15 protein-coding genes are annotated in these 17,630 nt (G+C 65.3%); 11 read left to right on the forward strand and 4 right to left on the reverse strand.

The features are described 5' to 3' along the window. Nucleotides 1-25 precede the first annotated feature (25 nt). The 3 genes from QYE47_RS03940 (at nucleotide 26) to QYE47_RS03950 (ending at nucleotide 3,628) form a co-directional block, all read left to right on the forward strand. On the forward strand, nucleotides 26-1,336 hold the full coding sequence (locus QYE47_RS03940) for a citrate-proton symporter (protein WP_014591058.1): 1,311 nt from the start codon (nucleotides 26-28) through the stop codon (nucleotides 1,334-1,336). After that, nucleotides 1,333-2,790 carry an amidase gene (locus QYE47_RS03945; protein WP_014591057.1) on the forward strand — a complete coding sequence of 486 codons (1,458 nt, stop codon included), beginning with the start codon at nucleotides 1,333-1,335 and terminating at the stop codon, nucleotides 2,788-2,790. The genes QYE47_RS03940 and QYE47_RS03945 overlap by 4 nt, the downstream gene beginning before the upstream one ends. Nucleotides 2,791-2,854: 64 nt before the next feature. Further along, nucleotides 2,855-3,628: an IclR family transcriptional regulator gene (locus QYE47_RS03950; protein ID WP_004374195.1), complete on the forward strand. Its 774-nt coding sequence runs from the start codon at nucleotides 2,855-2,857 to the stop codon at nucleotides 3,626-3,628. Nucleotides 3,629-3,705: 77 nt separating this feature from the next. On the opposite strand, the gene QYE47_RS03955 is transcribed toward QYE47_RS03950, so the two are convergent. Beyond that, nucleotides 3,706-4,578 (reverse strand): helix-turn-helix domain-containing protein, encoded by an 873-nt coding sequence (locus tag QYE47_RS03955; RefSeq protein WP_014591056.1) that lies wholly within the window; start codon nucleotides 4,576-4,578, stop codon nucleotides 3,706-3,708. Between the two features lie 176 nt (nucleotides 4,579-4,754). Here QYE47_RS03955 and QYE47_RS03960 point away from each other — a divergent pair, with 176 nt between their 5' ends. From QYE47_RS03960 to QYE47_RS03975, 4 genes are read left to right on the forward strand one after another with little or no spacing between them, the layout of a single operon-like run. After that, nucleotides 4,755-5,582 (forward strand): SDR family NAD(P)-dependent oxidoreductase, encoded by an 828-nt coding sequence (locus tag QYE47_RS03960; protein WP_004374198.1) that lies wholly within the window; start codon nucleotides 4,755-4,757, stop codon nucleotides 5,580-5,582. Then, nucleotides 5,579-7,294: an FAD-dependent oxidoreductase gene (locus tag QYE47_RS03965; RefSeq protein WP_019438454.1), complete on the forward strand. Its 1,716-nt coding sequence runs from the start codon at nucleotides 5,579-5,581 to the stop codon at nucleotides 7,292-7,294. Before QYE47_RS03960 ends, QYE47_RS03965 begins: the two co-directional genes overlap by 4 nt. Beyond that, a complete protein-coding gene (locus tag QYE47_RS03970; RefSeq protein ID WP_004374204.1) occupies nucleotides 7,294-7,620 on the forward strand; it encodes an NIPSNAP family protein in 327 nt (108 codons plus the stop codon). The genes QYE47_RS03965 and QYE47_RS03970 overlap by 1 nt, the downstream gene beginning before the upstream one ends. A gap of 44 nt (nucleotides 7,621-7,664) precedes the next feature. Next, nucleotides 7,665-9,035, forward strand: a complete 1,371-nt coding sequence (locus QYE47_RS03975; protein WP_070383909.1) for an MFS transporter — start codon at nucleotides 7,665-7,667, stop codon at nucleotides 9,033-9,035. On the opposite strand, the gene QYE47_RS03980 is transcribed toward QYE47_RS03975, so the two are convergent. Further along, nucleotides 9,032-9,715 carry an HAD family phosphatase gene (locus QYE47_RS03980; protein ID WP_070383910.1) on the reverse strand — a complete coding sequence of 228 codons (684 nt, stop codon included), beginning with the start codon at nucleotides 9,713-9,715 and terminating at the stop codon, nucleotides 9,032-9,034. The genes QYE47_RS03975 and QYE47_RS03980 overlap by 4 nt on opposite strands. Before the next feature lie 91 nt (nucleotides 9,716-9,806). Here QYE47_RS03980 and lexA point away from each other — a divergent pair, with 91 nt between their 5' ends. The 4 genes from lexA to QYE47_RS04000 are packed head-to-tail and all read left to right on the forward strand — an operon-like array spanning nucleotide 9,807 to nucleotide 15,546. After that, nucleotides 9,807-10,424, forward strand: a complete 618-nt coding sequence (gene lexA / locus QYE47_RS03985) for a transcriptional repressor LexA (protein WP_012052394.1) — start codon at nucleotides 9,807-9,809, stop codon at nucleotides 10,422-10,424. After that, nucleotides 10,424-11,044, forward strand: a complete 621-nt coding sequence (gene imuA, locus QYE47_RS03990; RefSeq protein WP_004374214.1) for a translesion DNA synthesis-associated protein ImuA — start codon at nucleotides 10,424-10,426, stop codon at nucleotides 11,042-11,044. Before lexA ends, imuA begins: the two co-directional genes overlap by 1 nt. 6 nt (nucleotides 11,045-11,050) lie before the next feature. Next, nucleotides 11,051-12,469 carry a DNA polymerase Y family protein gene (locus tag QYE47_RS03995; protein ID WP_019438453.1) on the forward strand — a complete coding sequence of 473 codons (1,419 nt, stop codon included), beginning with the start codon at nucleotides 11,051-11,053 and terminating at the stop codon, nucleotides 12,467-12,469. After that, nucleotides 12,466-15,546: an error-prone DNA polymerase gene (locus QYE47_RS04000; protein WP_070383911.1), complete on the forward strand. Its 3,081-nt coding sequence runs from the start codon at nucleotides 12,466-12,468 to the stop codon at nucleotides 15,544-15,546. Before QYE47_RS03995 ends, QYE47_RS04000 begins: the two co-directional genes overlap by 4 nt. A gap of 365 nt (nucleotides 15,547-15,911) precedes the next feature. On the opposite strand, the gene QYE47_RS04005 is transcribed toward QYE47_RS04000, so the two are convergent. Together QYE47_RS04005 and QYE47_RS04010 are read right to left on the reverse strand one after the other, a co-directional pair. Beyond that, nucleotides 15,912-16,733 (reverse strand): aldo/keto reductase, encoded by an 822-nt coding sequence (locus tag QYE47_RS04005; RefSeq protein WP_070383912.1) that lies wholly within the window; start codon nucleotides 16,731-16,733, stop codon nucleotides 15,912-15,914. Continuing rightward, nucleotides 16,721-17,626, reverse strand: a complete 906-nt coding sequence (locus QYE47_RS04010) for a LysR family transcriptional regulator (RefSeq protein ID WP_004374224.1) — start codon at nucleotides 17,624-17,626, stop codon at nucleotides 16,721-16,723. The genes QYE47_RS04005 and QYE47_RS04010 overlap by 13 nt, the downstream gene beginning before the upstream one ends. Nucleotides 17,627-17,630 lie beyond the last annotated feature (4 nt).

Genomic DNA, 17,630 nt, shown 5'->3' on the forward strand with positions numbered 1-17,630 from the left:
CCAATCATTGTGTGGAGTGTTCCCTATGCAGACTTCGAGCACCGGCGTGTCGCGTACCCGGCAAGTGGTGGCCGCCGTTATCGGCAACGCCCTGGAATGGTATGACTTTATCGTGTATGGCTTTCTGGCCAGCATCATCGCCCGGCAGTTCTTCCCGTCCGACGACGCGTACGCCTCGCTGCTGATGGCCCTTGCCACCTTCGGCGTCGGTTTTTTCATGCGCCCTGTGGGCGGCGTGCTGCTGGGCATGTATTCCGACCGCAAGGGCCGCAAGGCGGCCATGCAGATGATCATTCGCCTGATGACCGTGTCCATCGCCATGATCGCTTTCGCGCCCGACTACCTGGCCATCGGCATGGCTGCGCCGCTGCTGATCGTGGTGGCGCGCATGCTGCAGGGCTTTGCCACCGGTGGTGAATACGCCAGCGCCACGGCATTTCTGGTGGAAAGCGCGCCTGCCCACCGCAAGGGCCTGTATGGTTCGTGGCAATTGGTAGGGCAGTGCCTGGCGGTGTTTTCCGGGGCGGCAATGGTGGCGTTGGTTACCCACCTGTGCTCGCCTGAGGCGCTGGACAGCTGGGGCTGGCGCATCCCGTTCGTGCTGGGCCTGCTGATCGGGCCGGTCGGGCTGTGGATTCGCAAGCATATGGAGGAGCCTGAGGCGTTTGTCGAGGCGCGTCGCCATGCCAAGGGCCAGTCGCCCAGCCTGTGGCAGGTGCTGCGTGAACACCGGCGCAGCCTGCTGGTGTCGATGGGGTTGGCCTGCGGCGCCACGGTATCGTTCTACGTGGTGCTGGTGAACATGCCGACCTTCGCCCACAAAAGCCTAGGCCTGCCGCTGGACCAGGTGCTGCTGGTGCAGATGCTCGCCGTGGGGCTGATGACCCTCGTGATTCCGTTGTCCGGGGCGCTGTCCGACCGGCTGGGGCGGCGCCCGGTGCTGATGGCCTTCACCCTGGCGTTCTTCGTGATGGTCTACCCACTGTATGTGTGGGTGGCCGCTGCGCCTTCACTGGAGCGCCTGTTGGTCATGCAACTGCTGTTGTGCACGGCCATCGGTGGTTTCTTCGGCCCGGCACCTACTGCCCTGGCCGAACAGTTCCCGGTCCAGGTGCGTTCCACCGGCGTGTCGGTGGCCTACAACGTGGCGGTGATGGTGTTCGGTGGCTTTGCCCCGTTGATCGTGACCTGGCTCACCCAGGTGCTTGGCACCCCGGTGGCGCCGGCGTTCTATGTGCTGTTTGCCTGCCTGCTGACATTGCTGGGCACCTATTGCCTGAAAGAAGCACCGCGGGTAGTCAAACCTGCCGCCTTCAACCTTGGAGTAAAACCGTGAAGCCGCTAGCCATCGACCCCATTGTTGCCCTTGATGCCGAGGCACTGTCCCAGGCCATCCATGCCCGCCAGTTGTCATGCCGGGAGGTGATGCAGGCCTACCTGGGGCATATCGAGCGCTTCAATCGGCAGGTCAATGCACTGGTCTCGCTGCGCCCGGCCGAAGTGCTGCTGGCCGAGGCCGAGACGCGTGACCGCGAACTGGCCCGTGGCCACTCGCGCGGCTGGATGCATGGCATGCCGCAGGCAATCAAGGACCTCGCCGCCACGGCCGGGCTGTGTACCACGCTCGGCTCGCCGCTGTTTGCCGAGCAGGTACCCGAGCAGGATGCGATCAGCGTGGCGCGGGTGCGGGCGAGCGGGGCATTGATCATGGGCAAGAGCAATGTGCCCGAGTTTGGCCTGGGCTCGCAAAGCTACAACCCCTTGTTTGGCACCACCACCAACGCCTACGACCCGTCGCGGGTGGCGGGTGGCAGCAGCGGTGGGGCTGCAGCGGCGCTGGCCATGCGCTTGCTGCCGGTGGCCGACGGCAGCGACATGATGGGCTCGCTGCGCAACCCGGCGGCGTTTAATAACCTGTTCGGCCTGCGCCCATCGCAGGGCCGCGTGCCGCATGGGCCGGCGCCCGAGCTGTTCGTGCAGCAGCTGGCCACAGAAGGGCCGATGGGCCGCAGTGTGGTCGACGTGGCGCGGCTGCTGTCGATACAGGCGGGTGTTGATGCCCGGGCGCCGCTGTCGCTAAGCGAAGGCCGGCGCGACTTTGCCGTTGGCTTGCCGAGCGATTTTCGCGGTGTACGGGTGGGCTGGCTGGGCGACTACAACGGCTATCTGCCGATGGATGACGGGGTAATGAGCCTGTGCGAGTCGGCGCTGGCCGACTTTGCCGAGCTGGGCTGCCGGGTCGAGGCCTGCCAGCCGGCATTCGACCTGGCGCGCTTGTGGCAATGCTGGCTGACCCACCGCCACTTCCTGGTGCATGGCAACCTCGGCGCAGCCTATGCCGACCCCGGCAAGCGCGCATTGCTCAAGCCCGAAGCGCAGTGGGAGGTGGAAGGTGGCTTGCAGCTAAGTGCGGCGGCGCTGTACCAGGCTTCGTTGGACCGCAGTGACTGGTACCGCGCCATGGGCAAGCTGTTCGAGCGTTACGACTTCCTGCTGTTGCCCTCGGCTCAGGTGTTCCCTTTCGATGCACGCCAGCCATGGCCGACGGTGGTCGGGGGGCGGGCAATGGACACCTACCACCGCTGGATGGAAGTGGTGATCGGGCCGACCCTGGCCGGTTTGCCGAGCATCAGCGTGCCGGTGGGGTTCAATGCCGCCGGGTTGCCCATGGGCCTGCAAATCATAGGCCCGGCGCAGGCCGACCATGCCGTGCTGCAGCTGGCGTATGGCCATGAACAGCTCACCCGCTGGGTGGTGCGCTGCCCGCCACAACGCCTGCTTGCGCCATGAAAGCACGGGCAGGCGCGGATCTTGCTGGCTATCCTGACCATCCCGCTACAAGGAGGTCATACCCATGGGCATCACGGCAGACAGCGGCGGCGTGCGTTCGGTGGAGCGGGCGCTGGCCATTGTCGACCTGCTGGGCGAACACCAGGCGTTGGGCCTGGAAGAACTGCACTACCTGACGGCGCTGCCCAAGGCCACGGTGTCGCGCATGATCGCCACCTTGCAGGCGCAAGGCTGGGTGTACCGCGGCCTTGCCGACCGGCGCTACCGGCTGTGCGCGCGACGCCTGTTCGGTGACCGCCAGTTGCGTTTCAAGCGGCGCCTGGTGGAAAGCGCAGCGCCCATGCTGCTGGAGCTGAGTGAGCGCACCGGGCTGGTCGCTGACCTGTCGTGTTTCGACGGCCAGCGGCTGGAGGTGATGGAAAGCGCCATTCCCCAGGTGCTGCGCAAGCGCTATCCGCACACCAGTCAGATTGTTGGGCAGCATGCCAGCCTGTTTCATTCGGCGATGGGGCGGGCGTGCCTGGGGGAGCTGGCGGTGGACGAAGTGCAGCGCCTGGCGGCCCATGAGCGGCTGGGTGACGACGGGTTGTTGCGCGATATCGAAGAGCAAGCGCACAAGGGCTTTGGTCAGCGCACCGAAGGCTACTGGGAATACCCGGTGCGCCTGCCGTTCCTGATCCGCGCCATTGCCTTGCCGGTACATGCCGAAGGGCGCCTGGTCGGCAGCATTGCCTTGCAATGGCCGCTGGATCAGGCGCCGGTGGAGCGGGTGTCGAGCCTGCACCTGAGCAGTTTGGCGACCACGGTGGGGGAAGTGCAGCGGGCCTTGGCTGTTTGATGTTTCCTGCACGGGTTTCTTCGCGGGTAAGCCACAGACGCGTGCATTGCCAGTACCGCCCACAGAACCTGCGGGCGTTACTGGCCCTCCCGAAATCCGCTAGGGCTCACCCCCGCCTGCTTGCGAAAGAACCGGCTGAAATACCCCACATCGGCAAACCCCAGCTCATGGGCGATCTCTTTCACGCTCAGGCTCGAATGGCCGAGCATGCGCTTGGCCTCCAGCACCAGTCGGGCATTGATCACATTCATCGGCGTCATGCCCAGGTGTTCCTGGCACAACCGCCCCAACGTCACCAGGGTCATGCCCAACTCGGCGGCGTATTCCGCCAGTGGCCAGTGCGCGCGGTAGTGCATGTCTACCAGCTCGCGAAAAGCAGTCAGTTGCTGGCTGCGTCTTGATACTGGGCGCTGCTCACCCGCGGGTATGTACGGCTCATGGCGCAGGACATGGATCATCAGTGCCAGCAATAGCGCCATGCTGCTGGCCACATGTTCGCGGGCGCGGTTGTGGTATTCCTCGCGCAGGGCCCGAAACAGGGGCAACAACGGGTCTTCATCGGCGGCCCAGTGGGGCAGGGCAATCACCTGTGGTTTGCGCAGTTGCACCCGCACGTTGGGTGCCAGCACCTGAGCGATGCTATCCAGCGGGTGCTGCGCAGCCGTGATTACCTGGCCTTCTACCTGGCTGGCCCAATGAAATCCATGCACCACCTGCGCCGGGACGTACACCACGCAGGGCGCATGAACCTGAAACCGGTCACTGTCGAACAGCACCTCGCCGCCACCGCTTTGCAGGTACAACAGTTGCAACAAGCCTTCGTGACGGTGTGCGGCAATCTCCCAGTTGTGCGCGCCAGAGCGCTGGGATATCTGCTCCACATGCAAGGCTTCGTGCCACACCGGCTGCGCGGTTTCACCGTACAGGGCGTAATTGGGGATCTTGTTCATGGTGTTGTAATTGTTCTGTTCACTGCCCGCTACTGTGCCATAGCTGCACGCAGGCTTCAGGGCGCAGTGGGCAAATTGACGGGAATGTGGGGCTGGTTGCAGGTTTTGTCCATTCTGCCGGTGGGCCTGCCGGCCATAGCCTGTTGCCCAGAACAAGCAACGCTCTGGAGAACAGCATGCACAACAACAAGATCCTTTCTCAGTGGCTAGGCCTGGAGTCGGCCGTATGCGTGGTGACCGGCGCGGCCGGCGGCATTGGCGCAGCGTTGGCCGCAGCCTTGGTGGAGCAGCAGGCCCACGTGGTGCTGCTTGACCGCGATTTGGACAAATGCCGCGAACTGGCGGCCACCCTGGGGGAACACAGTGCAGGCGAAGTCAGTGCCCTGGCCTGCGACATTGCCGACCCGGCCAGCGTGGAGCAGGCTGCGGCCCAGGTACAGGCGCTGCATGGGCGCTGCGATGTACTGGTCAACAATGCGAGCGTGCTGCGCCCCGGTGCGCTGGACACGCTAAGCCTGGAACAATGGAACCAGGTGCTGGCGGTCAACCTCAGTGGCTACCTCTTGTGTGCCCAGGCCTTTGGCCGTTCCATGCTGGACTGCGGCCAGGGCCGTATCGTGCATGTGGCCTCGATTGCAGCACATTACCCGCAACCCAACAGTGGTGCCTACAGCGCGGCGAAGGCAGGCGTCAGCATGTTGTCGCGGCAGATCGCCGTGGAATGGGGGCCGCGCGGTGTGCGCAGCAACGCCGTATGCCCGGGTTTGATCCGCACGCCATTGTCGGCTGCGTTCTATGCCGACCCACAGGTGGAGCGCCGGCGTAGCGCCATGACCGCCAACCAGCGCATCGGTGAACCGCAAGACATCGCCGAAGCCGTGCTGTTTCTGGCCAGCCGCCGCGCCGACTATATCAACGGCGCCGAGCTGACCGTGGATGGCGGACTGGAAAGCATGCCCATGGCATTGATCCCGCGCCCTGGCTTCGAGGGGGCAGGCCAATGAATACGCGTAGCTGCGATGTACTGGTCATCGGTGCGGGTGCTGGCGGCCTGGCGACAGCCATCACGGCGAAAAAGCTTGGCCTGGATGTGATCGTCATCGAAAAGGAGGAGTGCTTCGGCGGCACCACGGCGTTTTCCGGCGGCGTATTGTGGGTGCCGGGCACCCGGCACGGGGGCAATGACAGCCAAGCAGCGGCCATGACCTACCTGCGCAACGAAACCGGTGCCTGCTTCGATGCGGCCGGGGTGGAGGCATTCTTGCGCTACGCGCCGCAGATGGTTGAGTTTTTCGAGCGCGAGACGGCAGTCAAGTTCGTGCCCACGCTGTACCCAGATTATCACCCGCAGGTGGAAGGCGGCGTCGATGTGGGCCGCTCGATACTGGCCGCACCTTACGACATCCGTGGTCTGGGGCCCGACATGGCGCGGCTGCGCCCGCCGCTGAAGACCATCACCTTCATCGGCATGATGTTCAATTCGTCGAATGCCGACCTCAAGCACTTCTTCAATGTCACCCGTTCGTTGACCTCGTTCGCCTACGTGGCCAAACGCCTGCTGACCCATTTGAAGGAGCTGGCCTTGTACCGACGCGGCACCCAGGTCACCAGTGGCAATGCCCTGGCGGCAAGGCTGGTACGCTCGGCACTGGACCTGGGCATTCCGATTCTCACAGGCACCCCGGCGCGGCAGTTGCTGCGCGAAGGGGCGCGGGTAGTGGGGGCGGTGACCGGGCAGGCCGGCAGCGAGCAGCGCATCGAGGCCCGGCGCGGGGTGGTGCTGGCCTGTGGCGGTTTCTCCCATGACCTGCAACGGCTGCGCCAGGCCTACCCGCATGTACGGCGTGGCGGCGAGCATTTTTCACCGGTGCCAGCGGGCAACACCGGCGATGGTGCGCGCATGGCCGAGGCGCTGGGAGCAAAGGTCGATATCTGCCTGCAGGCACCTGCAGCCTGGATGCCGGTGTCGAAGGTGCCGGTGGGTGGTGGGCGGCATATTGCCTTTCCGCATTTGCTCGACCGCTACAAGCCGGGTGTGATCGGCGTGCTGCGTTCGGGGCAGCGATTCACCAACGAGTCGAATGCCTACCACGACGTAGGCGCAGCGCTGATCGAGGCGTGTTCCGACCAGGCAGAAACCGCCATGTGGCTGGTGTGCGACCGCCGCACACTGGCCAAATACGGGCTGGGCTTTGCCAAGCCTGCGCCGATGCCGCTGGGGCCATTGCTGCGCAACGGTTACCTGCTCAAGGGCCAGACCCTGGCGGAGTTGGCCGGCAAGGCCGGTATCGATGCGCAAGGGCTGGAGCAGACTGTGCGCGAGTACAACCTTGGCGCTGTCCACGGTGAAGACCGTCAGTTCGGCCGCGGCAGCACCAGCTTCAATCGCTACCTGGCCGACCCGCAGCAACAACCCAACCCGTGCGTAGCGCCGGTTGGCGAGGGACCGTACTTTGCCGTGAAAGTGATCATGGGCGATCTGGGCACTTTCGACGGGCTGCGCACCCGTGTGACCGGTGAAGTGTTGGCGGCCGACGGGCAAGTCATCGACGGCCTGTATGCGGTGGGTAACGACCGCGCCAGCATCATGGGCGGCAACTACCCCGGGGCGGGCATCACCCTGGGGCCGATCATGACCTTTGCCTACATCACCGGGCGCCATCTGGCGGGTGTCGAGCAGGGGCTGGCGGCGGGCAACGCACAGGAGGTGGCGTGATGGACAAGCCTGTGGTCGACCACCGCATCTACACGATTCGCCCACGCGGCATGGCGGCCTTTCTCGAGGCGTTCGACCAGCTGGCGATGCCGATCCTGCTGCGCCACCTCGGTGCACCCCTGGCGTTTTACACCAGCAGCATCGGGCCGTTGAACCAGGTGGTGCACTTGTGGGGCTATGACAGCCTCGATGACTTCGAGAAGCGCAGCGCAGCGCGGGATGCCGACCCGGACTTTGCCGCGTACCTGCATGCCACCCGCGACCTGGTGGTGGCTCAGGAAACACGCATCATAAGGCCTGTGCGCTTACCCAGCCTTTTCCACTAGGGCTGCGACAAACACCGTCATAAAAACAACAACAGGTGATACCTATGAACAACACACTCGACGTGCGCCAACTGATCGACCAGCAACCCATCGGCCGCTACCAGAAATGGGTGGTGTTCCTCGGCTTTCTCATCATCGCCCTGGACGGCCTGGACGTCGCCATCATCGGCTTCATTGCCCCGCAATTGAAAAGCGACTGGGGCCTGGATGCGCAAAGTCTGGGCCCGGTACTGAGCGCCGCATTGATCGGCCTGGCACTCGGCGCCCTGATTGCCGGCCCCTTGGCGGACCGTTACGGGCGCAAGGCGGTGTTGCTGTGCAGCGTCCTGCTGTTCGGCCTCTGGACACTGGCCTCGGCCTTTGCACCCAACCTGGAAGCCCTGGTCGCGTTGCGCTTTCTGACTGGCCTGGGCCTGGGCGCAGCCATGCCCAATGCCAGCACCCTGGTCAGCGAGTATGCCCCGGCACGCAGCCGCTCGCTGCTCATTACCCTGGCATTCTGCGGCTTCTCCCTGGGCGCGGCGGCAGGTGGTTTCGTCAGCGCCTGGATGATTCCGAACCTGGGCTGGCGCAGTGTCTTGGCATTGGGTGGGGTGTTGCCGCTAATGGTCCTGCCGTTGCTGTATTGGCGCCTGCCGGAGTCGGTGACGTTCCTGGTCAGCAAAGGGGCGGACCGCAAGCGCATTCTGGCCATTGTCCGTCGCCTGGCACCTGAGCATGTCAACGCCGACACGACCTTTGTCTTGCCCGGTAAAGCCCAGGCCGCAGGCGGTGCAATCGGCACCATCCTCTCTGCGCGGTATCGCTTTGGTACCTGCATGCTCTGGGGCGGGTACGTGCTGGCGCTGTTCCTGGTCTATCTGTTCAGCGGCTGGTTGCCGACGCTGGTGAAGGAGGGGGGCGGGTTCTCGGTGGCCGAAGCGGCCATCGTCACGGCCTGCTTCCAGATTGGCGGCCCGTTGGGGGCGATTACGGTGGGTTGGGCCATGGATCGCTACCCGGCGCAGCGCGTGCTGGTACTGACCTTCCTGTTCAGTGGTGCGGTGATTTTTGCAATTGGTCACGCCTGGTTGTGTGCGGTTGCGAGCGCTGTGGGCTTTGGCCTTAATGGGGCAAGTGTTGGCATGAATGCGCTGGCGGCGGCTTTTTACCCGACTGAAGCACGGGCGACCGGCGCCAGCTGGATGAGCGGCATCGGGCGCCTGGGTGCGATTCTCAGTGCCTTTGCCGGGGCACAGATGCTGGCACTGGGCTGGAGCTTTGCCCAGGTATTCGCTTCGTTGTTGCTACCCGCAGGGTTGGCGGCTTTGGCGGTATGGCTGCAGGGGCGAAATGCGGCGTCACGGCTTAGCGTTCCAGGCTGTACATCCGGCACCCCGGCTGCAGCGCCAGCAAGTTCGGCTCCCACTCCCTAGCCTTCGGGAACACAGCCCCTGTCTGAAGCCATACGCTCGATCAACGCCCACAACGCCGCATCATTGAAATCGTCGACAACCAGCCTGGCGCCCGCCGCCAGCAACCGCTCCGGGGTCTGCGTCGTGGCCACGCCCACGGTAAAGATCCCCGCGCCACTGGCCGCGGCCGTCCCCGGCAATGAGTCCTCGAAGGCCAGCGCTTGCCCGGCGTCGGCACCCAGCCGCTGCAGGCCGGTGAGGTAGGGCAGCGGGTCCGGTTTGGGCCGTGCCAGTTCTTCGGCCACCAGCACATGTTCAAAGTGCTGGCCCAGGCCCATGGCGTTCAGCATGTGCTCGGCGTTCAGCCGCGGTGCGTTGGTCACCACGCACATGCCGATGTCATGGGCCTGGGCATGCTCCAGCAGGCGCAACAGGCCTGGCATCGGCTCAAGCGACGGCGACATCGCGCGGAACAGCGCTTCCTTGCGGTCGGCCAACGCCTGGCACTGTTCGACGCTGGCGCCACTGAACAGCTCGGCGAACAGCTCGCCGTTGGCGCGGCCGCTGACCTGGGCGTCGAACTGCGCCTGGCTCAGCTCGCGGCCGTCGTGTTCGCGCAGCAGTTGGCGAAAGGCCTGCAGGTGCAGGGTGTCAGTGTCGGTGAGGGTACCGTCAAGGTCGAACAGCAGGGCGGTCAGCATGGGATATCCAGATGAAAAAACACAAGCCAGGGGATCATAACCAAAGCTGACGACGAAGGGGGCTGTTCAGCGTGCTCCGAAAAGAGTACAAATGTGCTCCATGGACACTCTTACCCCCAAACGCCGCGCCATTTTCGAATTTATCCGTGAGCGCATTGCCGAGCATGGTCAGCCGCCGAGCCTGGCCGATATCGCCACGCGCTTCGGTTTTGCCTCGCGCAGCGTTGCGCGCAAGCACATCACCGCCCTGTGCCAGGCCGGTTACATCGATGTCACGCCAAACCAGGCCCGGGGCATACGCCTGGCCGAACCGCTGCGCCGGCCGGAAATCCTCGAAATACCCGTGCTGGGCCAGGTGGCGGCGGGTGCCCCCATCGGCCCGGACCTGGACATCCACGAGCAGTTGCTGCTCGACCCCAGCCTGTTCCGCCGTACCCCCGACTACCTGCTGAAGGTGCGGGGCGACTCGATGATCGACGACGGCATCTTTGACGGTGACCTGGTCGGCATCCTGCAACAGGCCGACGCCCGCGACGGGCAAATCGTGGTTGCGCGCCTGGACGGCGAAGTGACCATCAAGCGCCTGCAACGCCAAGGCGGCACTTACCGGCTGTTGCCACGCAACCCGGCCTATGCGCCGATCGATGTGCAGCCCGAACAGGACTTTTTCATCGAAGGCGTGTTCTGCGGCTTGCTGAGGCGCGACTGATGGGCGCCGTGGTCGACCTCGACAGGCTGCTGGAACAGCGCCGGGTATGGCGCGGCCGGCAGGCCCAGGCGCGGCCACTCGGGCTGCAGCCCACCGGCCATGCGGCCCTCGACGAACGTTTGCCGGAAGGTGGCTGGCCAGCGGCAGCACTGAGCGAGCTGTTGCTGGCCAACCCCGGCTGTGGCGAATTGCAGTTGCTGTGGCCAACCCTGGCCCGGCTGAGTGCAGAAGCCAGCAGAGTGGTGCTGGTGGCTCCACCCTTCATCCCTTTTGCACCGGCCTGGCAGGCAGCGGGGGTGGACCTGCGCTGGCTGGTACAGGTGGATGCCGAGCCTGCCGATGCCCTGTGGGCTGCCGAACAGTGCCTGCGCTCGGGCAGTTGCGCGGCGGTGCTGTGCTGGCCGGAACGTGCCGATGACCGCGCCCTGCGGCGCTTGCAGGTAGCGGCCGAAACCGGGCAGGCACTGGCGTTCGCCTGCAGGCCGCAGCAGGCGTCGCACAACCCTTCACCCGCAGCGCTGCGCATTGCAGTCGACACACGCCCGGCGCAATGGCGCGTGCTGAAAAGCCGGGGTGGCATGCCTCCAGCGCTGCCTATTCCCTGCCCGGGGCGGGGCTGATGCACCATGCTCTGGGCCTGCATCCTGCTCCCGCAGCTTGCGCTGGACACCGTCCTGCGTGAGCGTGACGACCCTGACACACCCTTGGTGCTGATTGGCGGGCCGACCCAGCGTCGCGTGTTGCAGGCAGTCAACCCGGCGGCCGCTGCACTGGGCCTGCGCGCCGGGCAAACCCTGACCGCAGCGCGTGCCCTGGCTGATGGCTTCACCTGCGTCCAAGCTGACCCCAAACGCATCGATCAGGTGCAACAGCTGCTGGCGGCCTGGGCCTACCGCTTCAGTGCCCAGGTCAGCCTGCATTACCCTCGGGCGCTGCTGCTGGAAGTGGGCTCCAGCCTGCAACTGTTCGGGCCCTGGCCTTTGTTCGAGGCGCGTCTGCGTCAGGAACTGGCAGAACTGGGCCTGCGTCAACGCATTGTCCTGGCCAGCAACCCGGTGGCTGCTCGCATGCTCGCCAATGGCCACGATGGCCTGGTCGTGGGCGATGTCGACGCCACCCGAGCGGCGCTGCTTGGCATGCCCATCACGCGCGTCGGCCTGCCGGCAGAGGCGGCCGAAGCGTTTGCCCGCATGGGCTTGCGCCAGCTGGGCCAGGTTTTGGCCTTGCCGCGCGATACCTTGGCCAGGCGCTTTGCGGCCCAGGTGCAGCTGCACCTCGACCAGTTGCTCGGCCTGCGCAACCTGGGGCTGGACTTCTACCAGCCACCCGACCGTTTCGAAACCCGGCTGGAACTCAACTTCGACGTCGAATCGCACCAGGCGCTGTTGTTCCCGCTGCGGCGCATGCTCAACGACCTTGCTGCATTTCTGGCCGGGCGAGACTGTGGCGTGCAGCGCTTCTGTCTGCATCTGGAGCACGCCGAGGGGCCGGATACCCTGCTCAAGGTGGGCCTGCTGGCGGCCGAACGCGATGCTGCGATGCTGTTCGAGCTAGCCCGTGGGCGCCTTGAGCCGCTGCGCATACCCGCACCGGTGCGCAACCTGCGGCTGGTTGCCGAAGACTTGCCACCCTTTGTGCCACAGCATCAGGCGTTGTTCGACCCGCGGGCGCAACAGGCGCAACCCTGGGCGCAATTGCGCGAGCGGTTGCGCGCCCGCCTGGGGGATGAGGCCGTCAAGGGGCTTGGCGCAGCCGCCGATCACCGCCCCGAATGCGCCTGGCAGTTGGCGGAGCAGGGTGCCCAAGGCAACATGCCGGTTGCACCGGGCAGCCGCCCGGGGTGGCTGTTATCGGCACCGATCGCGCTGGATGACGCCGCCTACCAGGTGCAGGGCTATGCCGAACGCATCGAATCAGGTTGGTGGGATGGCGGCGATGTGCGTCGCGACTACTACCGCATCGAAACCCGTGACGGCTTGCGCGGCTGGGCCTACCGCGACCTGAGCCAGGCCGGCCCGCTTTGGCTGCAGGGTTGGTTCGCATGAACACCCCGGGTTATGCCGAGCTGCATTGCCTTTCCAACTTCAGCTTCCAGCGCGGTGCATCGAGCGCCGACGAGCTGTTCCGGCGTGCGCGCGAGCAGGGCTACCAGGCCTTGGCGATCACTGACGAATGCACGCTGGCCGGTATCGTGCGCGCCTGGCAGGCAGCCAAGGTGCACCAGTTGCGGCTGATCGTTGGCAGCGAGGTGCAATTGTGCGACGGGCCCAAGCTGGTGCTGCTGGTCGAGAACCTGACCGGCTACCAGAACCTGTGCGCCCTGATCACCCGTGCCCGGCGGCGGGCAGAGAAGGGTGCGTACCAGCTGTTTCGTGATGACTTGCTGCTGCACCATCAAGGCCTGCTGGCCTTGTGGGTGGCCGCTGACAGTGGCGATACCGCTACCGGCGCGTGGCTGCGCAGTGTGTTCGCTGAGCGCCTGTGGCTGGCCGTGCACCTGCATCGGGGCAGTGACGATGCCGTGCGCCTGCAACGGCTGCGGGCACTGGCGGCTGATGTAGGCATTCGCACCGTGGCCTGTGGCGACGTGCACATGCACGTACGTGGCCGCCGTGCCTTGCAGGACTGCATGACTGCCATCCGCCAGCATTGCCAGGTGAGCGAGGCCGGGCGCTTTCTGTTTGCCAATGGCGAACGGCACCTGCGCAGCCAGGCGCAACTGGCCGAGCTGTATCCGCTCGACCTGCTGGCCGAGACCCTGGTCATTGCCCGGCGCTGCCAGTTTGACCTGAGCGAACTGAACTACCAGTACCCACGCGAACTGGTGCCCGAGGGGCATACCCCGGCAAGCTGGCTGCGCGAATTGTGCGAGCAAGGCATGCCGCTGCGCTGGCCAAGCGGGCCGAGTGGCAAGGTGCGGGATGTGCTTGCCAAGGAACTGGGGCTGATCGAAGAGCTGGGCTACGAAAGCTACTTCCTGACGGTGCACGACATTGTCGCCTTCGCCCGCAGCCAGCGCATTCTATGCCAGGGCCGGGGGTCGGCAGCCAACTCGGTGGTGTGCTTCGTGCTAGGCATCACCGAGCTTGACCCCATGAAACACCACCTGCTGTTCGAGCGCTTCCTGTCGCGCGAGCGCAACGAGCCGCCGGACATCGACGTGGACTTCGAACACGACCGGCGCGAGGAGGTGATCCAGTATGTGTTCCGTCGCTATGGCCGGCACCGGGCGGCGCTCACTGCGGTAGTCAACACCTACCATGCCGCCGGTGCGGTGCGGGATGTGGCGCGGGTGCTGGGGCTACCCGCCGACCAGGTGGATGCCCTGGCCAAATGTTGTGGCCGCTGGAGCGATCGCATACCTGATGACCAGCGCCTGGCCGAGGCCGGTTTCGAAGCGGGCAGCCCTTCGCTGCGGCGGGTGTTGGTGCTGGCCGGCGAACTGATCGGCTTCCCCCGGCACCTGTCACAGCACCCGGGCGGTTTTGTCATCTCCCAGCAACCGCTCGACCAGCTGGTGCCGGTGGAGAATGCCGCGATGCCGGAGCGCACGGTGATCCAGTGGGACAAGGACGACCTGGACATGGTCGGCCTGCTCAAGGTCGACGTGCTGGCGTTGGGCATGCTCAGCGCCTTGCGTCGCTGCTTCGACCTGCTGCAGCACCACCGTGGCCGGCACCTGACCCTGGCGACCATCCCCAGCGAAGACCCGGCCACCTACGCCATGATCAGCCGTGCCGAGACCATGGGTGTGTTCCAGATCGAGTCACGCGCGCAGATGGCCATGTTGCCGCGGCTGCGACCCCAAAAGTTTTACGACCTGGTCATCGAGGTAGCCATTGTCCGCCCCGGGCCGATTCAGGGCGACATGGTGCACCCGTACCTGCGCCGGCGCCTGAAGCAGGAACCGGTGACGTATCCGTCGCCGCAACTGAAGGAAGTGTTCGAACGTACCTTGGGCGTGCCGCTGTTCCAGGAGCAGGTGATGGAACTGGCGATGGTCGCGGCCGACTATACCCCGGGCGAGGCCGACCAGTTGCGCCGCAGCATGGCAGCCTGGAAGCGCCACGGCGGACTGGAACCGCACCGCGAACGGCTGGTGCAGGGCATGCTGCGCAATGGTTACACGCTGGCGTTTGCCGAGCGCATCTTCGAGCAGATCAAGGGGTTTGGCAGCTATGGCTTCCCTGAGTCGCATGCGGCCAGCTTTGCCTTGCTGTGCTATGCCAGCAGTTGGCTGAAGTGCCATGAGCCGGCGATTTTCACCTGTGCGTTGGTCAACAGTTGGCCGATGGGCTTCTACAGCCCCGATCAGTTGCTGCAAGAGGCTCGCCGCCAAGGTATCGAGGTAAGGCCGGTTGATGTCTGCCACAGCGACTGGGACTGCACACTGGAGCCTGATGCTCAAGGCACCCTGGCCATTCGCATGGGCCTGCGACTGGTGCGTGGCCTGGCCGAAGCCGATGCCAGGCGCGTGCAGCAGGCAAGGGCGCAGCGGCCGTGGCGCAACGTCGAAGACCTGTGTTTGCGCGCCGGCCTGGACGCACGGGCCCGTGCCCGCCTGGCTGATGGCGGGGCGCTGCGCGCCTTGGCCAGCGATCGGCATCAGGCGCGCTGGCAGGTGGCGGCGGTGCAGCCGCAACTGCCGTTGTTCGCCGATGTGCAGGCCTTGCCTGAAGAACCGGTGCAATTGCCCGTGCCAACCGTGGGCGAGGACCTGATGGCCGATTATCAAACCCTCGGCACTACGCTTGGCCCACATCCACTGGCGCTGTTGCGTTCTCGCCTGAGGGCACTGGGGTGTCGCAGCTCCAGTGAATTGCAGGGTGTGGAGCATGGCGACAACATTGCCGTGGCCGGGCTGGTAGTGGGCCGGCAACGGCCTCAAACCGCCAGCGGAGTGACCTTCGTTACTCTGGAAGACGAGCATGGCATGGTCAACGTGGTGGTGTGGCGTGCACTGGCCGAACGGCAGCGGCGGGCGCTGGTGGGTTCGCAGTTGCTCAAGGTCAGTGGGCGGTTGGAGCAGGAGAATGGGGTGCGGCACCTGATTGCGCGGCGGTTGGAGGATGTGAGTCCGCTGCTGCAAGGGCTGGATGTACGCAGCCGGGATTTCCACTGACCCCAACGCTCGGAACTTGCGCGGTTCCCTGTGGGAGCGGGCGAGCCCGCGAAGTAGCCACCGCATTGCAGGGCACCGGCCTTGCCGGTGTTCGCGGGCATGCCCGCTCCCACAGGGATCGCGCCAGCTTTTAGAAATTGAGCAAGACAGTTGCTCCCAAAGGTCGCGTCCTGGTCCAGATTGCGCTTGGCGAACGGCAGCGGCGGGCGGTGGTGGCGCAGTTGCTCAACGCTCGGTACTTGCGCGGTCTGTGGGAGCGGGCGAGCCCGCGAAGCAGCCACCGCGTTGCAAGGCACCGGCCTTGCCGGTGTTCGCGGACATGCCCGCGCCCACAGAGGTCGTCTACTGGTCCAGCTTGTGCTCGCCTACACCATCGCCAACCGCTGCTTGCGCGTCGGTGCAGGGAATGCCCGGTCGATCGCCCGCAGGTCTTCACCGGTCAAGGTCAGCGCTCCCGCCGCCGCATTGAGCCGCACGTGCTCGGGCGCCACCGCCTTGGGGATGGCGATCACGCCGTCATCGCGGGTCACCCAGGCCAGGCTGACCTGGGCCGGTGTGGCGCCATGGCGCTCGGCGATTTCCGCCAGTACCGGGTGCTGCAACAAGCGCCCGGCCTGCGCCAGCGGGCAGTAGGCCATGGTCGGCAAGCCACGTTTTTCGCACCACGGTAGCAAGTCGAATTCGATGCCGCGTTGGGCCGGGTTGTACAACACCTGGTTGGTGGCACAATCAGGGTTGTGCAGTTCGCGCAGGTCGTCGACGTCAAAGTTGGATACGCCCCAACGCTTGATCTTGCCTTGCTCGCGCAAGCGCTCGAAGCCTTCGACGGTTTCCTCCAGCGGGTGCTGACCACGCCAGTGCAGCAGGTACAAGTCGATGCAATCAGTGCCCAGGCGCGTGAGGCTGCGTTCGCAGGCAGCCGCCATGCCGCGCAGGCTGGCATTGTGCGGGTAGACCTTGCTGACCAGAAATACCTGGTCGCGGCGCCCGGCAATGGCTTGGCCAACGACCTCTTCTGCCCCCCCTTCGGCATACATCTCGGCGGTGTCGATCAGGTTCAGGCCCAGCTCGATGCCCTGTTGCAGCGCCGCGACTTCGGCAGCCTTGCGACCTGGGTCTTCGCCCATGTACCAGGTGCCTTGGCCGATGGCTGGAACACTCGTGCCTGCCAGATTTACGTAACGCATGTCACCTCCGGGATCCGGGTATTGGAAAGAAGCACCTCAAGCAGTGCTTGCGCTGCGGTGGAAAGCTTGTGCTCGCTGAGGGCAATCACGCCGATGCGCCGCTCGACAGTGGGCTCGACCAAGGTGACGCAGCGGGCACCCAGCTCCTGCATCTGGTTGATGCACAGCGCCGGCACGGCACTGACCCCCAGGCCGCTGGCCACCATGCGGCCGATGGTCGTCAGCTGGTGGCTTTCGAACGCGACTGCCAGCTTGCCGTGGCGGGCCGCCACATTCTGCTCCATCAACAGGCGCACCGCCGAAGGTCGTTGCAGGGCCACGAAATCTTCGGCCATCAGCTGTGCCCAGCTGACCTGGGGCAGCAGCGCCAAGGGCGAGTCGGCGGCCACTACGGCAACGAAGCGGTCCATGTACAACGGGTGGAAGTCCAGCCCATCGATGTTATCCGGCTCGAAGCCGATGCCCAGTTCGACGCGGCGATGGCGTACCAGTTCCTGTACCTGTTCGTTGATCACGTCGTGCACCGTGACGTTGACCTTGGGGTAGCGCTGGCGAAACACCTTGAGCGCGTGGGGCAACAGGTTGCCGGCAAAAGCCGGCATGGCCGCCACCGACACACGCCCCAATTGCAGGGTAAAGCGCTGGCGCAGCATCTCTTCGGTGTCGTCCCAGTCGGCCAGCAGGCGGCGTGCCAGTGGCAGCAGCACTTCGCCCTCGGCAGTCAGGCTGACGCTGCGCGTGGTGCGGCTGAGCAGGGCGCCGCCGAGGTTTTCTTCCAGCGCCTTGATGGTCAGGCTCAGTGCCGGTTGCGAAACGTGCAGGTGTTCACCGGCCTGGGCAAAGCTCTGGTACTTGGCCACGGCGACAAAGGCGCGCAGTTGTTTGACGTTCATGTCG

The sequence above is a fragment of the Pseudomonas sp. 2,4-D genome (assembly GCF_030418155.1).
Classification (GTDB): domain Bacteria; phylum Pseudomonadota; class Gammaproteobacteria; order Pseudomonadales; family Pseudomonadaceae; genus Aquipseudomonas; species Aquipseudomonas alloputida.

What these genes read in the sequence shown, in the direction of transcription:
- QYE47_RS03940 (WP_014591058.1), top strand. Translation starts at nt 26, where the DNA reads ATGCAGACTTCGAGCACCGGCGTGTCGCGTACCCGGCAAGTGGTGGCC.
- QYE47_RS03950 (WP_004374195.1), top strand. Translation starts at nt 2,855, where the DNA reads ATGGGCATCACGGCAGACAGCGGCGGCGTGCGTTCGGTGGAGCGGGCG.
- QYE47_RS03955 (WP_014591056.1), bottom strand. Translation starts at nt 4,578, where the DNA reads ATGAACAAGATCCCCAATTACGCCCTGTACGGTGAAACCGCGCAGCCG.
- QYE47_RS03960 (WP_004374198.1), top strand. Translation starts at nt 4,755, where the DNA reads ATGCACAACAACAAGATCCTTTCTCAGTGGCTAGGCCTGGAGTCGGCC.
- QYE47_RS03965 (WP_019438454.1), top strand. Translation starts at nt 5,579, where the DNA reads ATGAATACGCGTAGCTGCGATGTACTGGTCATCGGTGCGGGTGCTGGC.
- QYE47_RS03970 (WP_004374204.1), top strand. Translation starts at nt 7,294, where the DNA reads ATGGACAAGCCTGTGGTCGACCACCGCATCTACACGATTCGCCCACGC.
- QYE47_RS03975 (WP_070383909.1), top strand. Translation starts at nt 7,665, where the DNA reads ATGAACAACACACTCGACGTGCGCCAACTGATCGACCAGCAACCCATC.
- QYE47_RS03980 (WP_070383910.1), bottom strand. Translation starts at nt 9,715, where the DNA reads ATGCTGACCGCCCTGCTGTTCGACCTTGACGGTACCCTCACCGACACT.
- lexA (WP_012052394.1), top strand. Translation starts at nt 9,807, where the DNA reads ATGTGCTCCATGGACACTCTTACCCCCAAACGCCGCGCCATTTTCGAA.
- imuA (WP_004374214.1), top strand. Translation starts at nt 10,424, where the DNA reads ATGGGCGCCGTGGTCGACCTCGACAGGCTGCTGGAACAGCGCCGGGTA.
- QYE47_RS03995 (WP_019438453.1), top strand. Translation starts at nt 11,051, where the DNA reads ATGCTCTGGGCCTGCATCCTGCTCCCGCAGCTTGCGCTGGACACCGTC.
- QYE47_RS04000 (WP_070383911.1), top strand. Translation starts at nt 12,466, where the DNA reads ATGAACACCCCGGGTTATGCCGAGCTGCATTGCCTTTCCAACTTCAGC.
- QYE47_RS04005 (WP_070383912.1), bottom strand. Translation starts at nt 16,733, where the DNA reads ATGCGTTACGTAAATCTGGCAGGCACGAGTGTTCCAGCCATCGGCCAA.
- QYE47_RS04010 (WP_004374224.1), bottom strand. Translation starts at nt 17,626, where the DNA reads ATGAACGTCAAACAACTGCGCGCCTTTGTCGCCGTGGCCAAGTACCAG.